21 protein-coding genes, 1 pseudogene and 1 other annotated feature are annotated in these 14,901 nt (G+C 33.2%); of the genes and pseudogenes, 10 read left to right on the forward strand and 12 right to left on the reverse strand.

The window, feature by feature from the left end:
* Positions 1-105: 105 nt before the first annotated feature.
* Positions 106-324 (reverse strand): hypothetical protein, encoded by a 219-nt coding sequence (locus tag RV14_RS07580; RefSeq protein ID WP_071855680.1) that lies wholly within the window; start codon positions 322-324, stop codon positions 106-108.
* A 199-nt stretch (positions 325-523) separates the two neighbouring features.
* On the opposite strand from RV14_RS07580, the gene RV14_RS07585 reads away from it, so the two are divergent.
* Complete coding sequence (locus tag RV14_RS07585) at positions 524-706, forward strand: hypothetical protein (RefSeq protein ID WP_071855681.1); 183 nt, start codon at positions 524-526, stop codon at positions 704-706.
* Here RV14_RS07585 and RV14_RS07590 read toward each other — a convergent pair.
* Positions 703-927 carry a hypothetical protein gene (locus RV14_RS07590; RefSeq protein WP_071855682.1) on the reverse strand — a complete coding sequence of 75 codons (225 nt, stop codon included), beginning with the start codon at positions 925-927 and terminating at the stop codon, positions 703-705. The genes RV14_RS07585 and RV14_RS07590 overlap by 4 nt on opposite strands.
* An 11-nt stretch (positions 928-938) precedes the next feature.
* Positions 939-1,139 (reverse strand): helix-turn-helix domain-containing protein, encoded by a 201-nt coding sequence (locus RV14_RS07595; protein ID WP_071855683.1) that lies wholly within the window; start codon positions 1,137-1,139, stop codon positions 939-941.
* Between the two features lie 275 nt (positions 1,140-1,414).
* On the opposite strand from RV14_RS07595, the gene RV14_RS07600 reads away from it, so the two are divergent.
* From RV14_RS07600 to RV14_RS07620, 5 genes are all read left to right on the forward strand, one after another.
* The gene (locus RV14_RS07600; protein ID WP_034866061.1) at positions 1,415-1,825 is read left to right on the forward strand and encodes a helix-turn-helix domain-containing protein; all 411 of its coding nucleotides are present in this window, start codon (positions 1,415-1,417) and stop codon (positions 1,823-1,825) included.
* A 12-nt stretch (positions 1,826-1,837) separates the two neighbouring features.
* Positions 1,838-2,290 carry an ImmA/IrrE family metallo-endopeptidase gene (locus tag RV14_RS07605; protein ID WP_071855684.1) on the forward strand — a complete coding sequence of 151 codons (453 nt, stop codon included), beginning with the start codon at positions 1,838-1,840 and terminating at the stop codon, positions 2,288-2,290.
* 89 nt (positions 2,291-2,379) lie between these two features.
* Positions 2,380-2,982, forward strand: coding sequence for a hypothetical protein (locus RV14_RS07610; protein ID WP_071855685.1), 603 nt, complete (start codon positions 2,380-2,382; stop codon positions 2,980-2,982).
* A gap of 57 nt (positions 2,983-3,039) precedes the next feature.
* Positions 3,040-3,354 carry a hypothetical protein gene (locus tag RV14_RS07615; protein ID WP_010751852.1) on the forward strand — a complete coding sequence of 105 codons (315 nt, stop codon included), beginning with the start codon at positions 3,040-3,042 and terminating at the stop codon, positions 3,352-3,354.
* A gap of 12 nt (positions 3,355-3,366) precedes the next feature.
* Entirely contained in the window at positions 3,367-4,512 is a 1,146-nt protein-coding gene (locus RV14_RS07620) for a site-specific integrase (RefSeq protein ID WP_084650339.1), read from the forward strand.
* An 89-nt stretch (positions 4,513-4,601) separates the two neighbouring features.
* On the opposite strand, the gene rplL is transcribed toward RV14_RS07620, so the two are convergent.
* The 4 genes from rplL to rplK form a co-directional block, all read right to left on the reverse strand.
* Positions 4,602-4,970 carry a 50S ribosomal protein L7/L12 gene (gene rplL, locus RV14_RS07625; RefSeq protein ID WP_002294588.1) on the reverse strand — a complete coding sequence of 123 codons (369 nt, stop codon included), beginning with the start codon at positions 4,968-4,970 and terminating at the stop codon, positions 4,602-4,604.
* A gap of 52 nt (positions 4,971-5,022) precedes the next feature.
* Positions 5,023-5,526 carry a 50S ribosomal protein L10 gene (gene rplJ / locus RV14_RS07630; protein ID WP_071855686.1) on the reverse strand — a complete coding sequence of 168 codons (504 nt, stop codon included), beginning with the start codon at positions 5,524-5,526 and terminating at the stop codon, positions 5,023-5,025.
* Positions 5,527-5,697: 171 nt separating this feature from the next.
* Positions 5,698-5,823, reverse strand: a sequence feature (ribosomal protein L10 leader region).
* A gap of 78 nt (positions 5,824-5,901) precedes the next feature.
* A complete protein-coding gene (gene rplA / locus RV14_RS07635) occupies positions 5,902-6,591 on the reverse strand; it encodes a 50S ribosomal protein L1 (RefSeq protein WP_071855687.1) in 690 nt (229 codons plus the stop codon).
* Between the two features lie 102 nt (positions 6,592-6,693).
* Positions 6,694-7,116, reverse strand: a complete 423-nt coding sequence (gene rplK / locus RV14_RS07640; protein WP_071855688.1) for a 50S ribosomal protein L11 — start codon at positions 7,114-7,116, stop codon at positions 6,694-6,696.
* Positions 7,117-7,599: 483 nt separating this feature from the next.
* Between rplK and sdaAB the strand changes: the two genes are divergently transcribed.
* Together sdaAB and sdaAA are read left to right on the forward strand one after the other, a co-directional pair.
* Positions 7,600-8,268, forward strand: a complete 669-nt coding sequence (gene sdaAB, locus RV14_RS07645; RefSeq protein ID WP_071855689.1) for an L-serine ammonia-lyase, iron-sulfur-dependent subunit beta — start codon at positions 7,600-7,602, stop codon at positions 8,266-8,268.
* Between the two features lie 13 nt (positions 8,269-8,281).
* Positions 8,282-9,148 (forward strand): L-serine ammonia-lyase, iron-sulfur-dependent, subunit alpha, encoded by an 867-nt coding sequence (sdaAA, locus tag RV14_RS07650; RefSeq protein WP_071855690.1) that lies wholly within the window; start codon positions 8,282-8,284, stop codon positions 9,146-9,148.
* Between the two features lie 352 nt (positions 9,149-9,500).
* Here sdaAA and RV14_RS07655 read toward each other — a convergent pair whose 3' ends face one another.
* The 4 genes from RV14_RS07655 to rpmG all read right to left on the reverse strand — a co-directional run bounded on the left by RV14_RS07655 (position 9,501) and on the right by rpmG (position 11,603).
* Positions 9,501-10,391, reverse strand: coding sequence for an alpha/beta fold hydrolase (locus RV14_RS07655; RefSeq protein WP_071855691.1), 891 nt, complete (start codon positions 10,389-10,391; stop codon positions 9,501-9,503).
* A gap of 225 nt (positions 10,392-10,616) precedes the next feature.
* Positions 10,617-11,162 carry a transcription termination/antitermination protein NusG gene (gene nusG, locus RV14_RS07660; RefSeq protein WP_071855692.1) on the reverse strand — a complete coding sequence of 182 codons (546 nt, stop codon included), beginning with the start codon at positions 11,160-11,162 and terminating at the stop codon, positions 10,617-10,619.
* 99 nt (positions 11,163-11,261) lie between these two features.
* A complete protein-coding gene (gene secE, locus RV14_RS07665) occupies positions 11,262-11,432 on the reverse strand; it encodes a preprotein translocase subunit SecE (RefSeq protein ID WP_071855693.1) in 171 nt (56 codons plus the stop codon).
* An 18-nt stretch (positions 11,433-11,450) separates the two neighbouring features.
* Positions 11,451-11,603, reverse strand: a complete 153-nt coding sequence (rpmG, locus tag RV14_RS07670) for a 50S ribosomal protein L33 (RefSeq protein ID WP_002294578.1) — start codon at positions 11,601-11,603, stop codon at positions 11,451-11,453.
* 160 nt (positions 11,604-11,763) lie between these two features.
* Between rpmG and cbpA the strand changes: the two genes are divergently transcribed.
* Entirely contained in the window at positions 11,764-12,405 is a 642-nt protein-coding gene (gene cbpA / locus RV14_RS07675; protein ID WP_071855694.1) for a cyclic di-AMP binding protein CbpA, read from the forward strand.
* Positions 12,406-12,794: 389 nt separating this feature from the next.
* Here the strand turns inward: cbpA and RV14_RS07680 are convergent, their stop codons facing one another.
* Complete coding sequence (locus RV14_RS07680) at positions 12,795-13,298, reverse strand: QueT transporter family protein (RefSeq protein ID WP_071855695.1); 504 nt, start codon at positions 13,296-13,298, stop codon at positions 12,795-12,797.
* Positions 13,299-13,802: 504 nt separating this feature from the next.
* On the opposite strand from RV14_RS07680, the pseudogene RV14_RS07685 reads away from it, so the two are divergent.
* Positions 13,803-14,767: pseudogene (locus RV14_RS07685) on the forward strand (diacylglycerol/lipid kinase family protein).
* Positions 14,768-14,901 lie beyond the last annotated feature (134 nt).

Below are 14,901 nucleotides of genomic sequence, written 5' to 3' on the forward strand. Positions count from 1 at the left end.
CCTACACTGTTGATTTTCTTGAAACCAATTTAAAATTAAAATCAATGTTAATTAATGATAATAATTTTGAAATTCTAGAAATCAAATTTGATGATGATTCTTGCTTTATCGAATTTTAATAAAGTTGGATTCATATTGAAGCTTGTTATAAACCCATTGGAGACTTGCATACGCATCATCGTATGTTAAGTCCCTATTTTTTAATTCAGCTAAAATTGCTTTTCCTGATTCTTCAACTTCTTTTGAAAAACCAAATTTATCAACGTCATTATTACGCTTAAATTTTGTTAAATAATGTTCTTTTTTATTTATCTGTTTTTCCATACTCTCACCTCACGCTGGTTGTTTTCACCCTTAACTTCATAGCTAAAGCCATATTTATCAAAAATCAAAGTTCCTGTTTCTGTCTCAATAATTAGTCAATTCTTTATCATGTGTATTGTTCCTTCCATTCTTTTCACCTCACTCTGGTTGTTTACTTTTTACCTCGTTTGATATAATTAGTTCAAGGAGGTGATTACTCTTGAAAGATATAGTTTATGTTGAAACTTTATCCAACCGAGACTCTGATTTAGTCGTCAATGAATATTTAAAACATGGTTGGATATTGATCAACGTCTGCCAATTTGGTACTCCTGAAGGGATGGATATTGCTTATATCGTTGGAGCTACCAAAGAAGTATATGAAAAAGGAATACCAGTTTAAATTTTTATATTCAAAACTTTTTCATAAAGCGCTGCGTCTACTAAACGTAGCGCTTCGTTTGCTTCTACATAACTCATATCATTCTTTTTAACTTCTTCTAAAACCAATTGTGCAAAACTTGAATATTTAGATTTTGAAATTTCTTCTAATGGTGTTTTTACCGTTTTAGAATATTCTTTAACAGGGATTGATTTTTCATATCTTGGTGTTTGATTATTCATTTTCTCACCTCCTACGCTGGTTGATTGCTAGAATCTACTTCTAACTTGATATCCAAAAGTTCTTCGATTTGTTTTAAACGTTCCTTAGGTTTTCTTTTTTCGATAAAAATATCTCGCAAATAAGTAATTGATATACCCATTCGTCGAGCTAATTCTCGTTGACTCCAACCTTTCTTGATTAATGCAATTAATACTTGCTGTTTTAAAGTCATTAAATATCATCTCCTTTTAAAACGAAAATTTTACATTGTTTTTTTACTTTAAGATTGACATACAGTGTAATATATTGCATAATGTAAGCATAGGAAATACAGCACACAAAATACGAGCTTTACTTATGTCTGAGGAGACTATTAAGTGATTACTTATTTGCTTTTTGTGTGTCGTGAATATCTTGCTTACAAATAAAGTATAATGCAATATTTTACATAAGTCAACTTAAAAATGTAAAATTTTACTTTTTTTGTAGTCTAGGAGGAATAAAATAATGCTTTTAGATAGAGTTGACAACCTTATTAAAGAAAAAAAAATGACTAGAGCAGAATTAGAAAGAAAGCTAGATTTTAGCGCTGGAAGTTTAAGAAATTGGAATAAAAGTACTCCATCTGGAGATAAAATACAAAAAGTAGCAGATTACTTTGATGTATCAACTGATTATCTTTTAGGCCGTACTGATAAACGCCATTATTATGATTTGACAGAAAAAGAAAAGAAAGATATCGCTATCCAAGCTGAAAAATTACTTGAAGGCTTAGATTCAGATGCTGAAACAAATTATTACGGTGAACCTTTAGACGATGAAGATAAGGAAAAATTATACGATGCTATTCAACTTGCATTATCCTTAACTAAGGTTAAAGCAAAGAAAAAATTTACTCCTAAAAAATATCGTCAATAGGTGGTCTTTTATATGCATTTAAACAAATACTGGATTTTAGAAGAAATAGAAAAATTATTTGTAGAATTTGGATCTGATGCAATTAATCCATATAAAATAATCAATTATTCTGATATAGATTTAATTGAAACTAATTTAGGAAATAAAACATTAGGACAAACTATACACAATAAAAGATGTTATGTAATATTAATCAATCAAAATCTATCTTATTCTATGAAAAGGTTTGTGTTATGGCATGAAATAGCCCACGTTAGACTTCATAAAGGTATTTCTACTGCTGCTTTCAGAACAAATAATTTAAATCGCATGATTTATGATATAGAAGCTGAGGCTAATATGTTTGCAATTGAAATGTTAACTAGAACAATAGATGAACAAGATTTATCTTATATGAGTCAGTTCCAAATTATTGAATATTTAGGACTTCCTCATAATCTTGAACATTTAGTATTACAATATTAAAAATAAAAAAGCCCATGCTTTCACATGGACTCTTCCTCATTTCTGAGTAAGCTCTACAATAATTATATCAAAGAAATGAGGAATGGAAAATGAAAAGAAGAATAACACGTAACAAAAGAAAAACAAATAGATTTATAGGATGTTTTACAATTCTTGTGGTTATTTTTCTAATAGTTCCCTTGAGTATTACATTAGTAAACAGTAACACAAAATCACAAACTATTGAAGAACAGTTAAAAGGAGTAAGTAAAAATACTGAACTCAATATTGAGGATAAAAATGCACTTATAACTATTAAAAATGCCAGTGGAATATCAAGCGGAAATTTATTTATAAATGTAGGTTTCCCAGAAATTGTTGCTAAAGATTTAAAAATTTTAAAAAATGAAGGATACGAAAATATTCTCATAAAAGTAATTACTGACTTTGTAAATGATAAAGGAAACGAATATGAAGGAGTTTTGATGTCAGCACTATTTGAAAACTCAACAATACAAAACATAAATTTTGAAAACTGGATAACAAAAATCACAGCTGACTCATCTTCGTTTTATGAATTATCATCTGCTTATTATATACAACCAAAATACTATATTGATAACAAAAATGAACAAACAATTCCAAAATACAATTCTAAAACTTCTAAAATTCTTTTTTGGAATTACAATGCTTATCTTCCTGAACAAAATTAAAGCCTTCGAGCTTTTCTTTTACAACAGACAAGAACATATATTCGAAAGGAGAAAAATATGCAATATCAAGAATTCAAAGAATGGTTAGAAAACAATTCTAATTCAAAACATATATTTTTAACCAAATGGAAAAACTATCAAATATCAAAAAATAGTAAACGAACTGGAAAAACAAAAAAGTGGGATGATGATAAAATCATTCGTACTGGCGAAGAAGAATGGAAAAAAATTGTGGCAAATACCTATCAAAAACTTAAATCTCATTTAGGAATTCCAAAATACAACGGATATCAAGAATGGATTGATTTTATAGAAAAAAATGAGATTTTAGAATCATTTGATAACAGTATTTTAGAAATAGAATTAGAATAGGAGTTGGATTTTATGGCAATGATTAAGCAATACCAAAAGAAAAATGGTGAAAAAGCCTGGTACTTCAAGACATATCTTGGTATCGATCCATTAACTGGAAAGAAGAGATATACAACTAAAAGAGGATTCAAAACACAAAAAGAAGCGAAAATCGCACTAGCTAGACTAGAAGTTTTAGCTACAGATAAAAAACTAGTAAAAGATAATAACTACACTTTTACACAAGTAAAAGATATGTGGATTGAACAATATAAACCAACAGTCAGAGAAAGTACTTACTTACGTGTTAAGTTTTTGTTTGATAAAAACATTTCAACTTTTTTTGGAAATAAAAAAATACAAAGCTATAACATAGCTTACTGTCAAGAAGCTATCAACAAATGGAAAGAACAATATTCTACCTATAAAGCTTTAAAATGTTATACATCTGCAGTTTTTGATTATGCAAAAAAAATGAACCTAATTAAAGAAAATCCTATGAAAGAAGTAACTTTTTCAAAAGGAGAACGCAAGCAAAAAAAGACTAAATTAAAATATTTTGAAAAAGAAGAATTACAAGATTTTCTTGAATGCTGTCAAAAAGACAAATTCCCTATAACTTATCCTCTATTCAGAGTTCTAGCTTTTACAGGAATACGAAAAGGTGAAGCATTAGCATTAACTTGGGACGATGTAGATTTTTTTAATAAAACACTTGAAATCAATAAAACTATCACGAGAAATTCAGATAATAAATTTATTTCTACACCACCAAAAACAAACACATCTATTAGAAAAATTTCGCTAGATGACGAAACACTAAATATTTTGAAGGCATGGAAAACTCAGCAAAAACGTTATTTACTTGCCCATGGTCAACATGCTAAAACAAAGAATCAAATAATTTTTTCTTCTAAAAACAATAATTATATAGATATAACTCGACCTAATATTATTTTATCTAGAATATGCAAAGAACATAATTTCAATGATATTACCATACATGGCTTCCGTCATACACATTGTAGCTTATTATTTGAAGCTGGTTTGTCTGTCAAAGAAGTTCAAGAAAGGTTAGGACATTCAGATATTCATACAACAATGAACATATACACTCATGTGACTAAAAAACAAAAAGAAAGGTCTGCTGATAAGTTTGCAGCTTATTTAAATTTTTAAAAAGTATGGTCAAAAGTATGGTCAAAAAAATAAAAAAAGACTAAAAACCTTAAATATCAAGGTTTTTAGCCAATTAAAAATCAATAAAATTATTTAACTGTTACAGATGCGCCAACTTCTTCAAGTTTTGCTTTTAATTCTTCTGCTTCTTCTTTAGATACACCTTCTTTAACTGGTGCTGGAGCGCCATCAACAACAGCTTTTGCTTCTTTCAAGCCTAAACCAGTTGCTTCACGAACTGCTTTGATAACTTTCACTTTTTGATCGCCAGCTGCAGTCAATTCTACAGTAAATTCTGTTTGTTCTTCAGCAGCAGCAGCGCCACCAGCAGCAGCTACAGCTACAGGAGCAGCAGCAGATACGCCAAATTCTTCTTCAATAGCTTTAACTAGGTCGTTAAGTTCTAGGATAGTTGCTTCTTTTAACTCAGCAACGATGTTTTCAATGTTCAATGCCATTATAATTTCCTCCATTTTAAATGTTAGTCGTTTTATTTATGCTATGCGGCTACTAAGCTGCATCTCCGTCTTCTTTGTCTGCCACTGCTTTGACAGCGTAAGCCACGTTTCTGACTGGCGCTTGTAGTACAGATAGCAACATAGATAGAAGTCCTTCGCGATTTGGCAATTTTGCCAACGCAGTGATTTCTTCCAATGAAGATACTTTACCTTCAATAATACCGCCTTTAATTTCTAATGCTTTTGCTTCTTTAGAAAATTCGTCCATAATTTTCGCTGGTGCAACGACACCTTCGTTACTAAACGCAACAGCTGTAGGACCAGTGAATACTTCGTCTAAGCCTTCTAATCCAGCTTTTTTTGCAGCACGAGAAAGGATTGAGTTTTTGATAACTTTCATTTCTACGTTTGCTTCACGAAGTTGTTTACGCAAGCGAGTCACTTCATCAACAGTTAAACCACGATAATCAACAATGACTACAGAAGCTGCTGCTGTAAATTTTTCACTTACTTCATCAACGATTGCTGCTTTTTTTGCGATAATTGCTTCACTCATTTTTGAGTTTCACCTCCTGAATTTTGATGGAAGAGTTTCTTATTTTATAAGCCTTTACTTCTAGCGTAGACTTATTCTCGTTTTTCACTTATCCACGTCGTTTTTAATGAATTACTTGAAAAAAACGTCGCTTACGCCCAGTAATTATCATCTATTCACTTCATTGCTAGTGATCCACGACAAAAAACTCTATGCCACCGCAGACATAGAGGGACTATTGAATATATTCAATAAACGTCCTCGGTAGGAAATTAAGGCAATGCCACCTACTGTCTTCGGTACAAGTTAATTATTAACCTCAACTAGCTTAGCACGCTAAACTAGTCGAGTCAAGAATTATTTTCAGTTGGATCAATCAACGTTCTAATTTAAGGATTAGAAAGAAGCTTGATCTACATGGATACCGGGGCCAAATGTCGTTGTAATTGTGATATTTTTCATGTATTGACCTTTAGCTGCGGATGGCTTAGCTTTCACTAATACATCATGAATTGCCGCAAAGTTTTCAACTAATTTGTCATTGTCAAATGATACTTTACCGATTGGCACATGAATATTTCCAGCTTTGTCCACGCGGTAAGTAACTTTACCAGCTTTTACTTCGTTTACAGCTTTCGTTACGTCCATTGTAACCGTACCAGTTTTAGGGTTTGGCATTAAGCCTTTAGGTCCTAAGACACGTCCTAAACGACCTACTGTAGCCATCATATCAGGGGTAGCAACAACGACATCAAAATCAAACCATCCGTTTTGAATCTTTTGAACCATGTCATCATCCCCGACAAAATCAGCCCCTGCAGCTTCTGCTTCTTTTGCTTTATCGCCTTTGGCAAAAACTAAAACAGTTTGCGTTTTACCCGTTCCATTTGGTAACACTACTGCCCCACGAATTTGTTGATCCGCCTTTTTAGGATCTACGTTTAAACGATAAGCAACTTCAACGGTTGCATCAAATTTTGCAACGTTTGTTTCTTTTGCTAAAGCTACTGCTTCGGCAACAGGATAAGCTTTACTTGAATCAACTTTTTTTAATGCTTCTTGCATTTTTTTGCTCTTTTTAGCCATTTTGGTTCCTCCTTGATTGTGGTTATAACGGTTGTACCTCCCACGTGTTCTATATCTTTCAATACAGAGCCAACTGAGAAGCTACTTTCTTAGGGATAAAGACTATTCGATCGTGATCCCCATGCTTCGTGCAGTTCCTTCAACCATGCGCATTGCTGCTTCGATGTCCGCTGCGTTTAGGTCTTCCATTTTTAATTCAGCAATTTCTTTGATTTGATCGCTAGAAACTTTAGCCACTTTAGTTTTGTTTGGTTCACCTGAACCTTTGTCAATTTTTGCTGCTTTTTTCAATAATACAGCAGCCGGTGGTGTTTTTGTAACGAATGTGAATGAGCGGTCTTCGTATACAGAAATAACAACCGGAATAATTAAACCTGCTTGATCGGCTGTACGTGCGTTGAATTCTTTGGTGAACCCCATGATATTAATACCCGCTTGACCTAATGCAGGACCTACTGGTGGAGCTGGAGTTGCTTTACCTGCAGGAATTTGCAATTTAACGATTTTTTCTACTTTCTTTGCCACGAGACATACCTCCTTAAGTCCGTGATGTGGTTAATTGGAGATGCATATTTCTCCTCCCACATTTTCTCTCATAATCCTTTGATTAAAAAAGAAAATTATGTACATAACAATGCACACTGATAAATTATAGCAAATTTATTCTTTTTTTCAAGATTTTTTTTCAGTAAAATAGCATTTCCTCGAAAAAAGCTCTAAAAAAATACTTAAAATGAATAAGAAGTCTTTCTCCTTACTTTTTTTTTATGTTACACTTACGCCAAAAGCAGGCTCTAATGGACCGTTCATCAGTCAAAATAGAGCAAAGTTTGTGTTTTGGTTATCTTCATCAGACTCCTCAAACTAACGTTTATGATGGAAGAACTTTTGCTCTTTCTTAATCGTTTAAAGAAGGAGCCGCACACAATCGCTTGATTTAAAAATGCTCAATCAAAAAAAGCGAATATTTTTTTACAGCGCTTTTATCTATAGCAAAGGGGTGGAAAAATGAAAGAACTAAACTATCGCAGCGTTTTTGACATCATTGGTCCTGTCATGATCGGTCCAAGCAGTTCCCATACGGCTGGTGCCGTTCGAATCGGAAAAATTGTTCGAAGCATATTTGGGGAACAACCAGATTCCGTTGATATCTATCTCTATGAGTCTTTTGCTAAAACGTACCGTGGACATGGGACAGACATTGCATTAGTTGGCGGTTTGCTAGGAATGGAACCTGACGATGAACGCTTAGCAGATTCACTTAAGCTGGCCTATGAGGCTGGAATGGAAGTTTTATTTGTTCCCAAAGGTGAAAAGGCAGAACATCCTAATTCTGTTAAAATGCTGTTAAAAAAAGGCAAACGTAAACTTTCTGTTACTGGTATTTCCATTGGTGGCGGAAATATTCAACTTTCAGAATTAAATGGGTTCAAAATTTCACTTAGTATGGGGACGCCAACGTTTATCATTGTTCATCAAGATGTGCCGGGAATGATCGCAAAAGTAACAAATGTCCTTTCTGAAACCAATACAAATATTGGAACAATGACGGTCACACGAGAGTCAAAAGGAAACAATGCCATCATGATCATTGAAGTGGATGAACCGCCAATAAACGAAACAATCAAAAAATTAACACTGTTGCCTAACATTGATAGTGTGAACTATTTTGATTAAGGAGGAAAGAAAAATGTTTTTTTCTATTGAAGAGTTAGTCCAACAAGCAAATGATTATCCGAGTGTAGCTGAGTTGATGATTGCTGTAGAAATGGAAACAAGCGGACGTTCACGGGAACAAATCACTGCGATCATGGAAAAAAATTTAAGTGTCATGGAACAATCAATTATTGAAGGAAATGAAGGTGTCACTTCGGTTACTGGTATTACTGGTGGTGATGCAAAAAAATTAGCCCTTTATTTAAAAGAAGCGGACTTTCTAAGCGGTGAAACGATTTTATCTGCTGTTCGTAATGCAATTGCGGTAAATGAAGTCAATGCAAAAATGGGGTTAATTTGTGCCACACCTACTGCCGGCAGTGCGGGTGTTGTTCCCGGCGTTTTAATGGCGGTGCGTAAGCGTTTAAATTTGACCCATGAACAACAACTTGACTTTCTTTTTACAGCTGGCGCATTCGGTTTAGTGATTGCAAATAATGCATCAATTAGCGGAGCAGAAGGTGGCTGTCAAGCAGAAGTAGGATCGGCAAGCGCCATGGCAGCAGCTGCCTTAGTGTGTGCCAAAAACGGCACTCCACATCAAGCCGCACAAGCAGTAGCAATTACATTAAAAAATATGATGGGCTTAATTTGTGATCCTGTAGCTGGTCTTGTTGAAGTTCCTTGTGTGAAAAGAAATGCCCTTGGCTCTTCACAAGCTCTTATCTCTGCTGATATGGCATTAGCAGGTATTGAAAGTGTTATCCCACCAGATGAAGTCGTTGCCGCCATGTATCAAGTGGGTAGACAAATGCCCGCCATTTTTAAAGAAACGGCAGAAGGTGGTCTAGCAGTTACACCGACGGCCAAGCGGTTAACAAAAGAACGATTGGGACAATAAAAGCGGTTGGATTTATTCCACGTTAATAAATAATGAGGTTTCGTTGAATATAGTTAAATGCAATTGCTAACTTTGTAACAGCTAAACTTCATTGATTTCCTAAATTAAAAAAGTTGGAACTTCATTCAATCTAAGTTCCAACTTTTCTTAACATTCTAGCAAAATATTCACTACCTCCAAATGATTAAGAAAAAACGATATAGCAGCGCATCATGAAAAAACATATGCGCACATCAGATAAATTTACTCAATAATTTTAAATCATTTTATTTTTAGTTTTGATTTGAAAAATAAGATGTAGTTGTTGTTAATAAGAACAAGTCAATTCTTCTTGTGTCTGCTTTGAAATTTCTTAAGATTCTTCAATATTCCAAATAAATTGGCGGATTGAGGCATCTACTTCTTGATTTTCATGCAACATGCTATGGGTGGCGTTTTTACCTGTTATTATTTTCTCCGCTATAGTATTTCCATGTTGTTTCAATAAAGCATACACAGCTAATGCACTATTTAACGGAACAGTTCCGTCGCTTAAATCAGTGTCACTCAATTGCCCAGCAAGTAATAAAATTTGAGTCGTAGTCGGAATATTCCCAATAAGTTGTTGGTAGTCTTGATAACGATTAGAAACAACTGCTGGACCATTTTTTAGTTCATCTACTAAATTTTGGGTAGAATCTTCTTCAAAATCATTAAATGGCGCAGCAATCGCAACGAATTTTTTTACTTTTGGTACTGTTTTATCTTGTCCATAAGTGGCTAAATAACGTAACGCGCTTACTCCGCCCATAGAGTGTCCAACCACATTTACTTGGTTGACTCCGTAAGTAGCTTGCAGATAAACTAAGCAAGCTTTGATCCATTCAGTTTGATTCCATTCATTATTTTTATTATCCGCAAATAACACTTGAATCATTGGATTAACCGCTTTTTTTGAAAGTTCTCCTTTTGCTTGTACCTGACCATTCACATCAACTGTCAAAGTCAATTCTTTTTTGCCACTTCCAGTTTCTTCTAAACGTTGAATCATTCCTTTAAAAGAATGAACCGTTCCATTATAGCCATGAAAAAATAAAGTGGGAACGAAAGATTGGCGAATCTGTTTTGTTTTTTGGATAGTTTCAACTGTTTTTATTGCTTTATCAGGAGGAGAATTTGTAGCTCTTATCTGACAGCCGCTAATCAACCAAAGACTAATGATTCCAAAAAAGCCAACTCCCCCATATTTTAACCAGTTCTTCATTTTTTATCCTTTCTAAAAAACTTTTATATTAGAAATATTTAAATACACTCTCTTTCATATCTAAATACACTTTTCTTACATTTTTTCTTTATTTTAAAATACTAATAGCTGACCTATTGAGAAACTTTTTGCAAAAATAAACCGCAGTTTCGCAAAAATAATTTTTGCAAATCTCGGTTTATTTTTTGTTCCACTTTACGATTGTTTTTTTTTAATATCTACCTGCTAGTCAATTTTATCTACTTGATCAAAATCAAGCTCAGTACTTGTTTCACGACCAAACATATCGATATTAACTTTTAGTTTTTCTTTTTCTTCATCCACTTCAATGACTTGACCTTCTAATCCAGCAAAGGCTCCTTCGATAATTTTAACGACTTCGCCCACTTCAATTTCCAACTCCGTTTGTCGCAAGCTCATGCCAATTGAACGTAAAATATGACTGACTTCTTCCGGTAACAGTGGAGCTGGCTTACTTCCTGCACCATGTGACCCAACAAAACCTGTCACACCCGGTGTGTTACGAACCACATACCATGAGGCATCTGTCATGATCATTTCTACTAATACGTATCCCGGAAATGTTTTATGAACAATTTCTTTTTCTTTTCCATTTTTTACTTCTGTTTCTTTTTCTTCGGGAACAACCACACGAAAAATAAAGTCCGCCATCTTCATACTTTGTGCCCGTGATTCGATATTTGCTTTCACTTTATTTTCATAGCCAGAGTATGTATGTAAGACATACCAATTTTTCTCAAAAGATTCCATTAGAGGCTCCTCATTTCGTTGTAAAATAAAAAAACCCCAGTTTCCCGAAGTTTTTCTTTTTATTTATTATAGCACTCATCTGTCATTTTTACTAGCACCTTATTTTAAGAGCAACTTAAATAAGCTTTGAATTGCCGTATCCATTAAGAAAAACATAATGCCAAAAATAATAGACGTTTCAATAACAATTAAAGTATCTTTGCGCAACTGTTTACGGCTTGGCCAAGTAACTTGTTTCATCTCGCTTTTTACGCTTTTAAAAAATTTCATTTTTTCTCCTCCCCTTCTTTATTTTGTTTCTTTATGTAATGTATATTGATTACAATATTTACAAAATTTATTGATTTCCAAACGTTCACCGCTTTTTCCTTCACTCACCGATTTGGTATAGTTTCTAGAACCACAAACGGAACAAGCCAACGCAGCTTTTTTCTTTGCCATTTGCTTTTACCTCCTCACTGAAAACCAAAATTACACTCATCTACAGTATCATGTAAAAGTTTTTCTGTCAATGAATGTAGAAAGAGCCTATTGTTTTAGAATTAATTATGATATGATTAAGTTGAAATTAAGTAAAAATGAGATGTATGGAGGCAACTATATGTTACTAAAAACACTTGTGTATAAGAAGAAAGATTTAACAACGGTTACAGAAACCAGTACACTACAAGAAGCATTAGAAATTTTAGAATCTTCTGGTTATCGTTGTGTCCCAATTTTAGATGCTTCAGGTAATATCTTCCGTGGGAATATCTATAAAATGCACATCTATCGTCACCAAGCAAACGGCGGAGATATGACTTTACCTGTTACTCATCTTTTAAAAAATGCGACTAAATTTATCTATTTGGATACCTCCTTTTTTAAAGTATTTTTTACCATCAAAGAGTTGCCTTATATTGCTGTTCTTGATAATGAACATCATTTCTATGGTATTTTGACCCATAGCACATTGCTAAACATGCTTTCTCAATCGTGGAGTGTAGAACAAGGAAGTTACGTTTTAACCATTGCCTCCACTGGAAAACAAGGGGATTTAGCCACTATCGCAAAAATTATTGCAAAATACAGCAGCATTGCAAGCTGTATTACCTTGGATGTCGAAAAAGAAGAATATATCCGTCGCACATTGATTACGTTGCCTGCGAACACCGATCAAAAATTATGCGACACAATCGTCAATCATCTAGAAAAGAAAAATTATAAAGTAATCGAAATTGAAAATTTACAAAATCTTGAATAATTCGATTTAACAACAAATTTTTGTCATAAGTGAAGAAAAGTAGCAAATTTTCTTCACTTACGGTCCACTCAAGCATTTCTATTGTTTAAAATGCTCACACCAAGTAGTTAAATCAAGATAAATCCGTCATTCTTTTAAAGTTTCTGACGGGTTTATTTTGATTGCTTTTTCTTTAAACCACTAGGACAACTTTTTAAATTCCTAAACCGAAACTTGATTATCAATATTTTTCTTTACCTAAAACGAAACATATACATAAACTGGCGCACAAAAAAATAGTAGATAAAAAAATTCACTTACCTCTACTGCCAATTTCTTTAAATAGCCATTGCTTTAACAAAAGAATAACTTTCTTATTGTATAATCAAAAATGGACTGTTCTTTAGGCTTTACACACGCGTTTCAAAAGTTAAACTGCGATTTAAATAATACATTAGTGGAGCAGAAACAGCCATGATGATGAACTCACTTAATGCCAATGTGCCATATGTGGTCCAAAAAGCACGTCCTACTGTTGGTACTAGCATATATGCAATTAATCCCATACTAACGGTAAAGAAAGCCGTATTTATAGCCAATCGAGTTTTTACACTTTTTATTTTATTTTGTAGTAAGGCCGTTAATGTCAAAGCAAAGAGCGTTTGTCCTCCACCATAAATAACATCTAATAGACCAAAACCAAAAAACGCATTATAAACAATAACACCGCCTAAAATTCCCCAAAGTAGTTTTCGATTGAAAACAACCAAATGATTTAGACTTTCAGAAATACGAAATTGAATGGGACCCGAAGAAACTGGCGCCACTAAAATTGTAAGAGCCAAATATAAAGCCATAACGATGCCGTTTACTACAACGATCTTTAGTCGTTGACGATCTTTTGTTTTTTGCATAAAAACTCCTCATTTCTCCTAGTTTTTTTAACGCGGGATGGTTGATGAACCGCAAGGCGTATTATAGCATATTCCCAACGTGTTAACTAAAAAAATCTAACAAAGTGTCGAGGAACTAAGTACAGAAAAAAAACTTAGCATACTTCTTTTTCTTTCTATCTGTTACACGAAGCAGATGCTAGATTTTGTGATACTTTTGTACTTTCTCTTCTTTCCTTGTATTTATCAACAAAGGGATACTTCAAAATTCCCAGAAAATGAATCTCATTTGGCTACCTATTGATTGCAAGACCCTATTTTTTTATCTCCTTCTTTGTTATAATGGTCAAGGATAAAAAATAACATTAGTTTTCTTATTCTTTAGAAAATAAATCGTGGAAATCGACGATAAACATTTTAGTTGCGGATAGAAGTATTTATACAAACAATCAATCAAAATTTATTTTTCTCATTGATTCATATCGTTTGGTATTCCTCTTTTGAAATGCGTCGTAGAAGGCAAAAATGAATTTTCATTATTATTTATTAATTAACCAAGCCGCCGGAAGTGGTATTGGCAAAAAAACAGCAGAGAAAATAATTCCATTATTGGATCAAAAAAAGCTGATTTATTCTGTTTATTATAGCAAATAGAAAGGACATGATGCACAAATTGCCAAAAAGCTAGCTAAAGAAACGTTAATAGAGTGGTCAAAAGAAATAAAAGAACAACATGTATTCTTTCCCTTATTAGTTGTCGTTGGCGGTGATGGAATCTTGCATCAAGTATTAAACGCCTTTTATCATTTAAATGTCAATTTTCCTATCGCTTATGTTCCAGCTGGTTTCGACAATGATTTTGCTTGAGGGGTTGGATTACCTAAAAATACCGTAAAAGCATTAGAGAACATCTTAACTACTCATCAACCTTAAGAAATAAATCTCTTATATTACGAAGAAAAGCAAAGCAAACAACAAGAAATCATAGTCAATAACTTTGGGATTGGTTTAGATGCTGCCATTGTTCATGCAGCCAATTATTCGAATAAAAAAAACAGTTGAATAAATACCATTTAGGATCATTTTCTTACCTTTTCTCTGTTTTACATGTCTTATTTTGTCAAAAAAGCTTTCCGATTTCAGTCGTTATGAATGAAAAACAGCTAAATTTTGACAAGGCTTTTTTATGTACGGCCACTAATGGCGGCGGCATGACTATCGTTCCTACGGCACAAATTACTAAACCTACGATTGATTTTGTAGTCGTAGAGCAAATTAATTTATTTAAAATTCTTGGACTCCTCTTCTTATTGCTGCGAAAAAAACAAATGAAATCAAAATATTTTCATCACTTTACAATAAATAAATTGCAGATTTTATCCACTGTTCCTCAATACGGTCAAGAAGACGGCGAAGATACAAAGAAACAACTTTTTGATTTACAAATTTTTACAAAAAAACAATTATTTTGGGGATCGGTGAAATGTTGATTTTATAACGCTAGTCCATGACCCTAAAAACAAAAACAGCTGCTACAAAAAATAAAGAAAAATTCAATAATAGAAATTTCTACTTTGATTTTTTATCTTTAACTAAAAGCCAATACCATAAACTCAACTTCAAG

This window comes from Enterococcus ratti, from assembly GCF_001886195.1.
Lineage (GTDB): Bacteria > Bacillota > Bacilli > Lactobacillales > Enterococcaceae > Enterococcus_B > Enterococcus_B ratti.

Bases quoted from the DNA above. Each gene is read 5' to 3' on its own strand.
- RV14_RS07580 (WP_071855680.1), bottom strand. From the start codon at position 324: ATGGAAAAACAGATAAATAAAAAAGAACATTATTTAACAAAATTTAAG.
- RV14_RS07590 (WP_071855682.1), bottom strand. From the start codon at position 927: ATGAATAATCAAACACCAAGATATGAAAAATCAATCCCTGTTAAAGAA.
- RV14_RS07595 (WP_071855683.1), bottom strand. From the start codon at position 1,139: ATGACTTTAAAACAGCAAGTATTAATTGCATTAATCAAGAAAGGTTGG.
- RV14_RS07600 (WP_034866061.1), top strand. From the start codon at position 1,415: ATGCTTTTAGATAGAGTTGACAACCTTATTAAAGAAAAAAAAATGACT.
- RV14_RS07605 (WP_071855684.1), top strand. From the start codon at position 1,838: ATGCATTTAAACAAATACTGGATTTTAGAAGAAATAGAAAAATTATTT.
- RV14_RS07610 (WP_071855685.1), top strand. From the start codon at position 2,380: ATGAAAAGAAGAATAACACGTAACAAAAGAAAAACAAATAGATTTATA.
- RV14_RS07615 (WP_010751852.1), top strand. From the start codon at position 3,040: ATGCAATATCAAGAATTCAAAGAATGGTTAGAAAACAATTCTAATTCA.
- RV14_RS07620 (WP_084650339.1), top strand. From the start codon at position 3,367: ATGGCAATGATTAAGCAATACCAAAAGAAAAATGGTGAAAAAGCCTGG.
- rplL (WP_002294588.1), bottom strand. From the start codon at position 4,970: ATGGCATTGAACATTGAAAACATCGTTGCTGAGTTAAAAGAAGCAACT.
- rplJ (WP_071855686.1), bottom strand. From the start codon at position 5,526: ATGAGTGAAGCAATTATCGCAAAAAAAGCAGCAATCGTTGATGAAGTA.
- rplA (WP_071855687.1), bottom strand. From the start codon at position 6,591: ATGGCTAAAAAGAGCAAAAAAATGCAAGAAGCATTAAAAAAAGTTGAT.
- sdaAB (WP_071855689.1), top strand. From the start codon at position 7,600: ATGAAAGAACTAAACTATCGCAGCGTTTTTGACATCATTGGTCCTGTC.
- sdaAA (WP_071855690.1), top strand. From the start codon at position 8,282: ATGTTTTTTTCTATTGAAGAGTTAGTCCAACAAGCAAATGATTATCCG.
- RV14_RS07655 (WP_071855691.1), bottom strand. From the start codon at position 10,391: ATGAAGAACTGGTTAAAATATGGGGGAGTTGGCTTTTTTGGAATCATT.
- nusG (WP_071855692.1), bottom strand. From the start codon at position 11,162: ATGGAATCTTTTGAGAAAAATTGGTATGTCTTACATACATACTCTGGC.
- secE (WP_071855693.1), bottom strand. From the start codon at position 11,432: ATGAAATTTTTTAAAAGCGTAAAAAGCGAGATGAAACAAGTTACTTGG.
- rpmG (WP_002294578.1), bottom strand. From the start codon at position 11,603: ATGGCAAAGAAAAAAGCTGCGTTGGCTTGTTCCGTTTGTGGTTCTAGA.
- cbpA (WP_071855694.1), top strand. From the start codon at position 11,764: ATGTTACTAAAAACACTTGTGTATAAGAAGAAAGATTTAACAACGGTT.
- RV14_RS07680 (WP_071855695.1), bottom strand. From the start codon at position 13,298: ATGCAAAAAACAAAAGATCGTCAACGACTAAAGATCGTTGTAGTAAAC.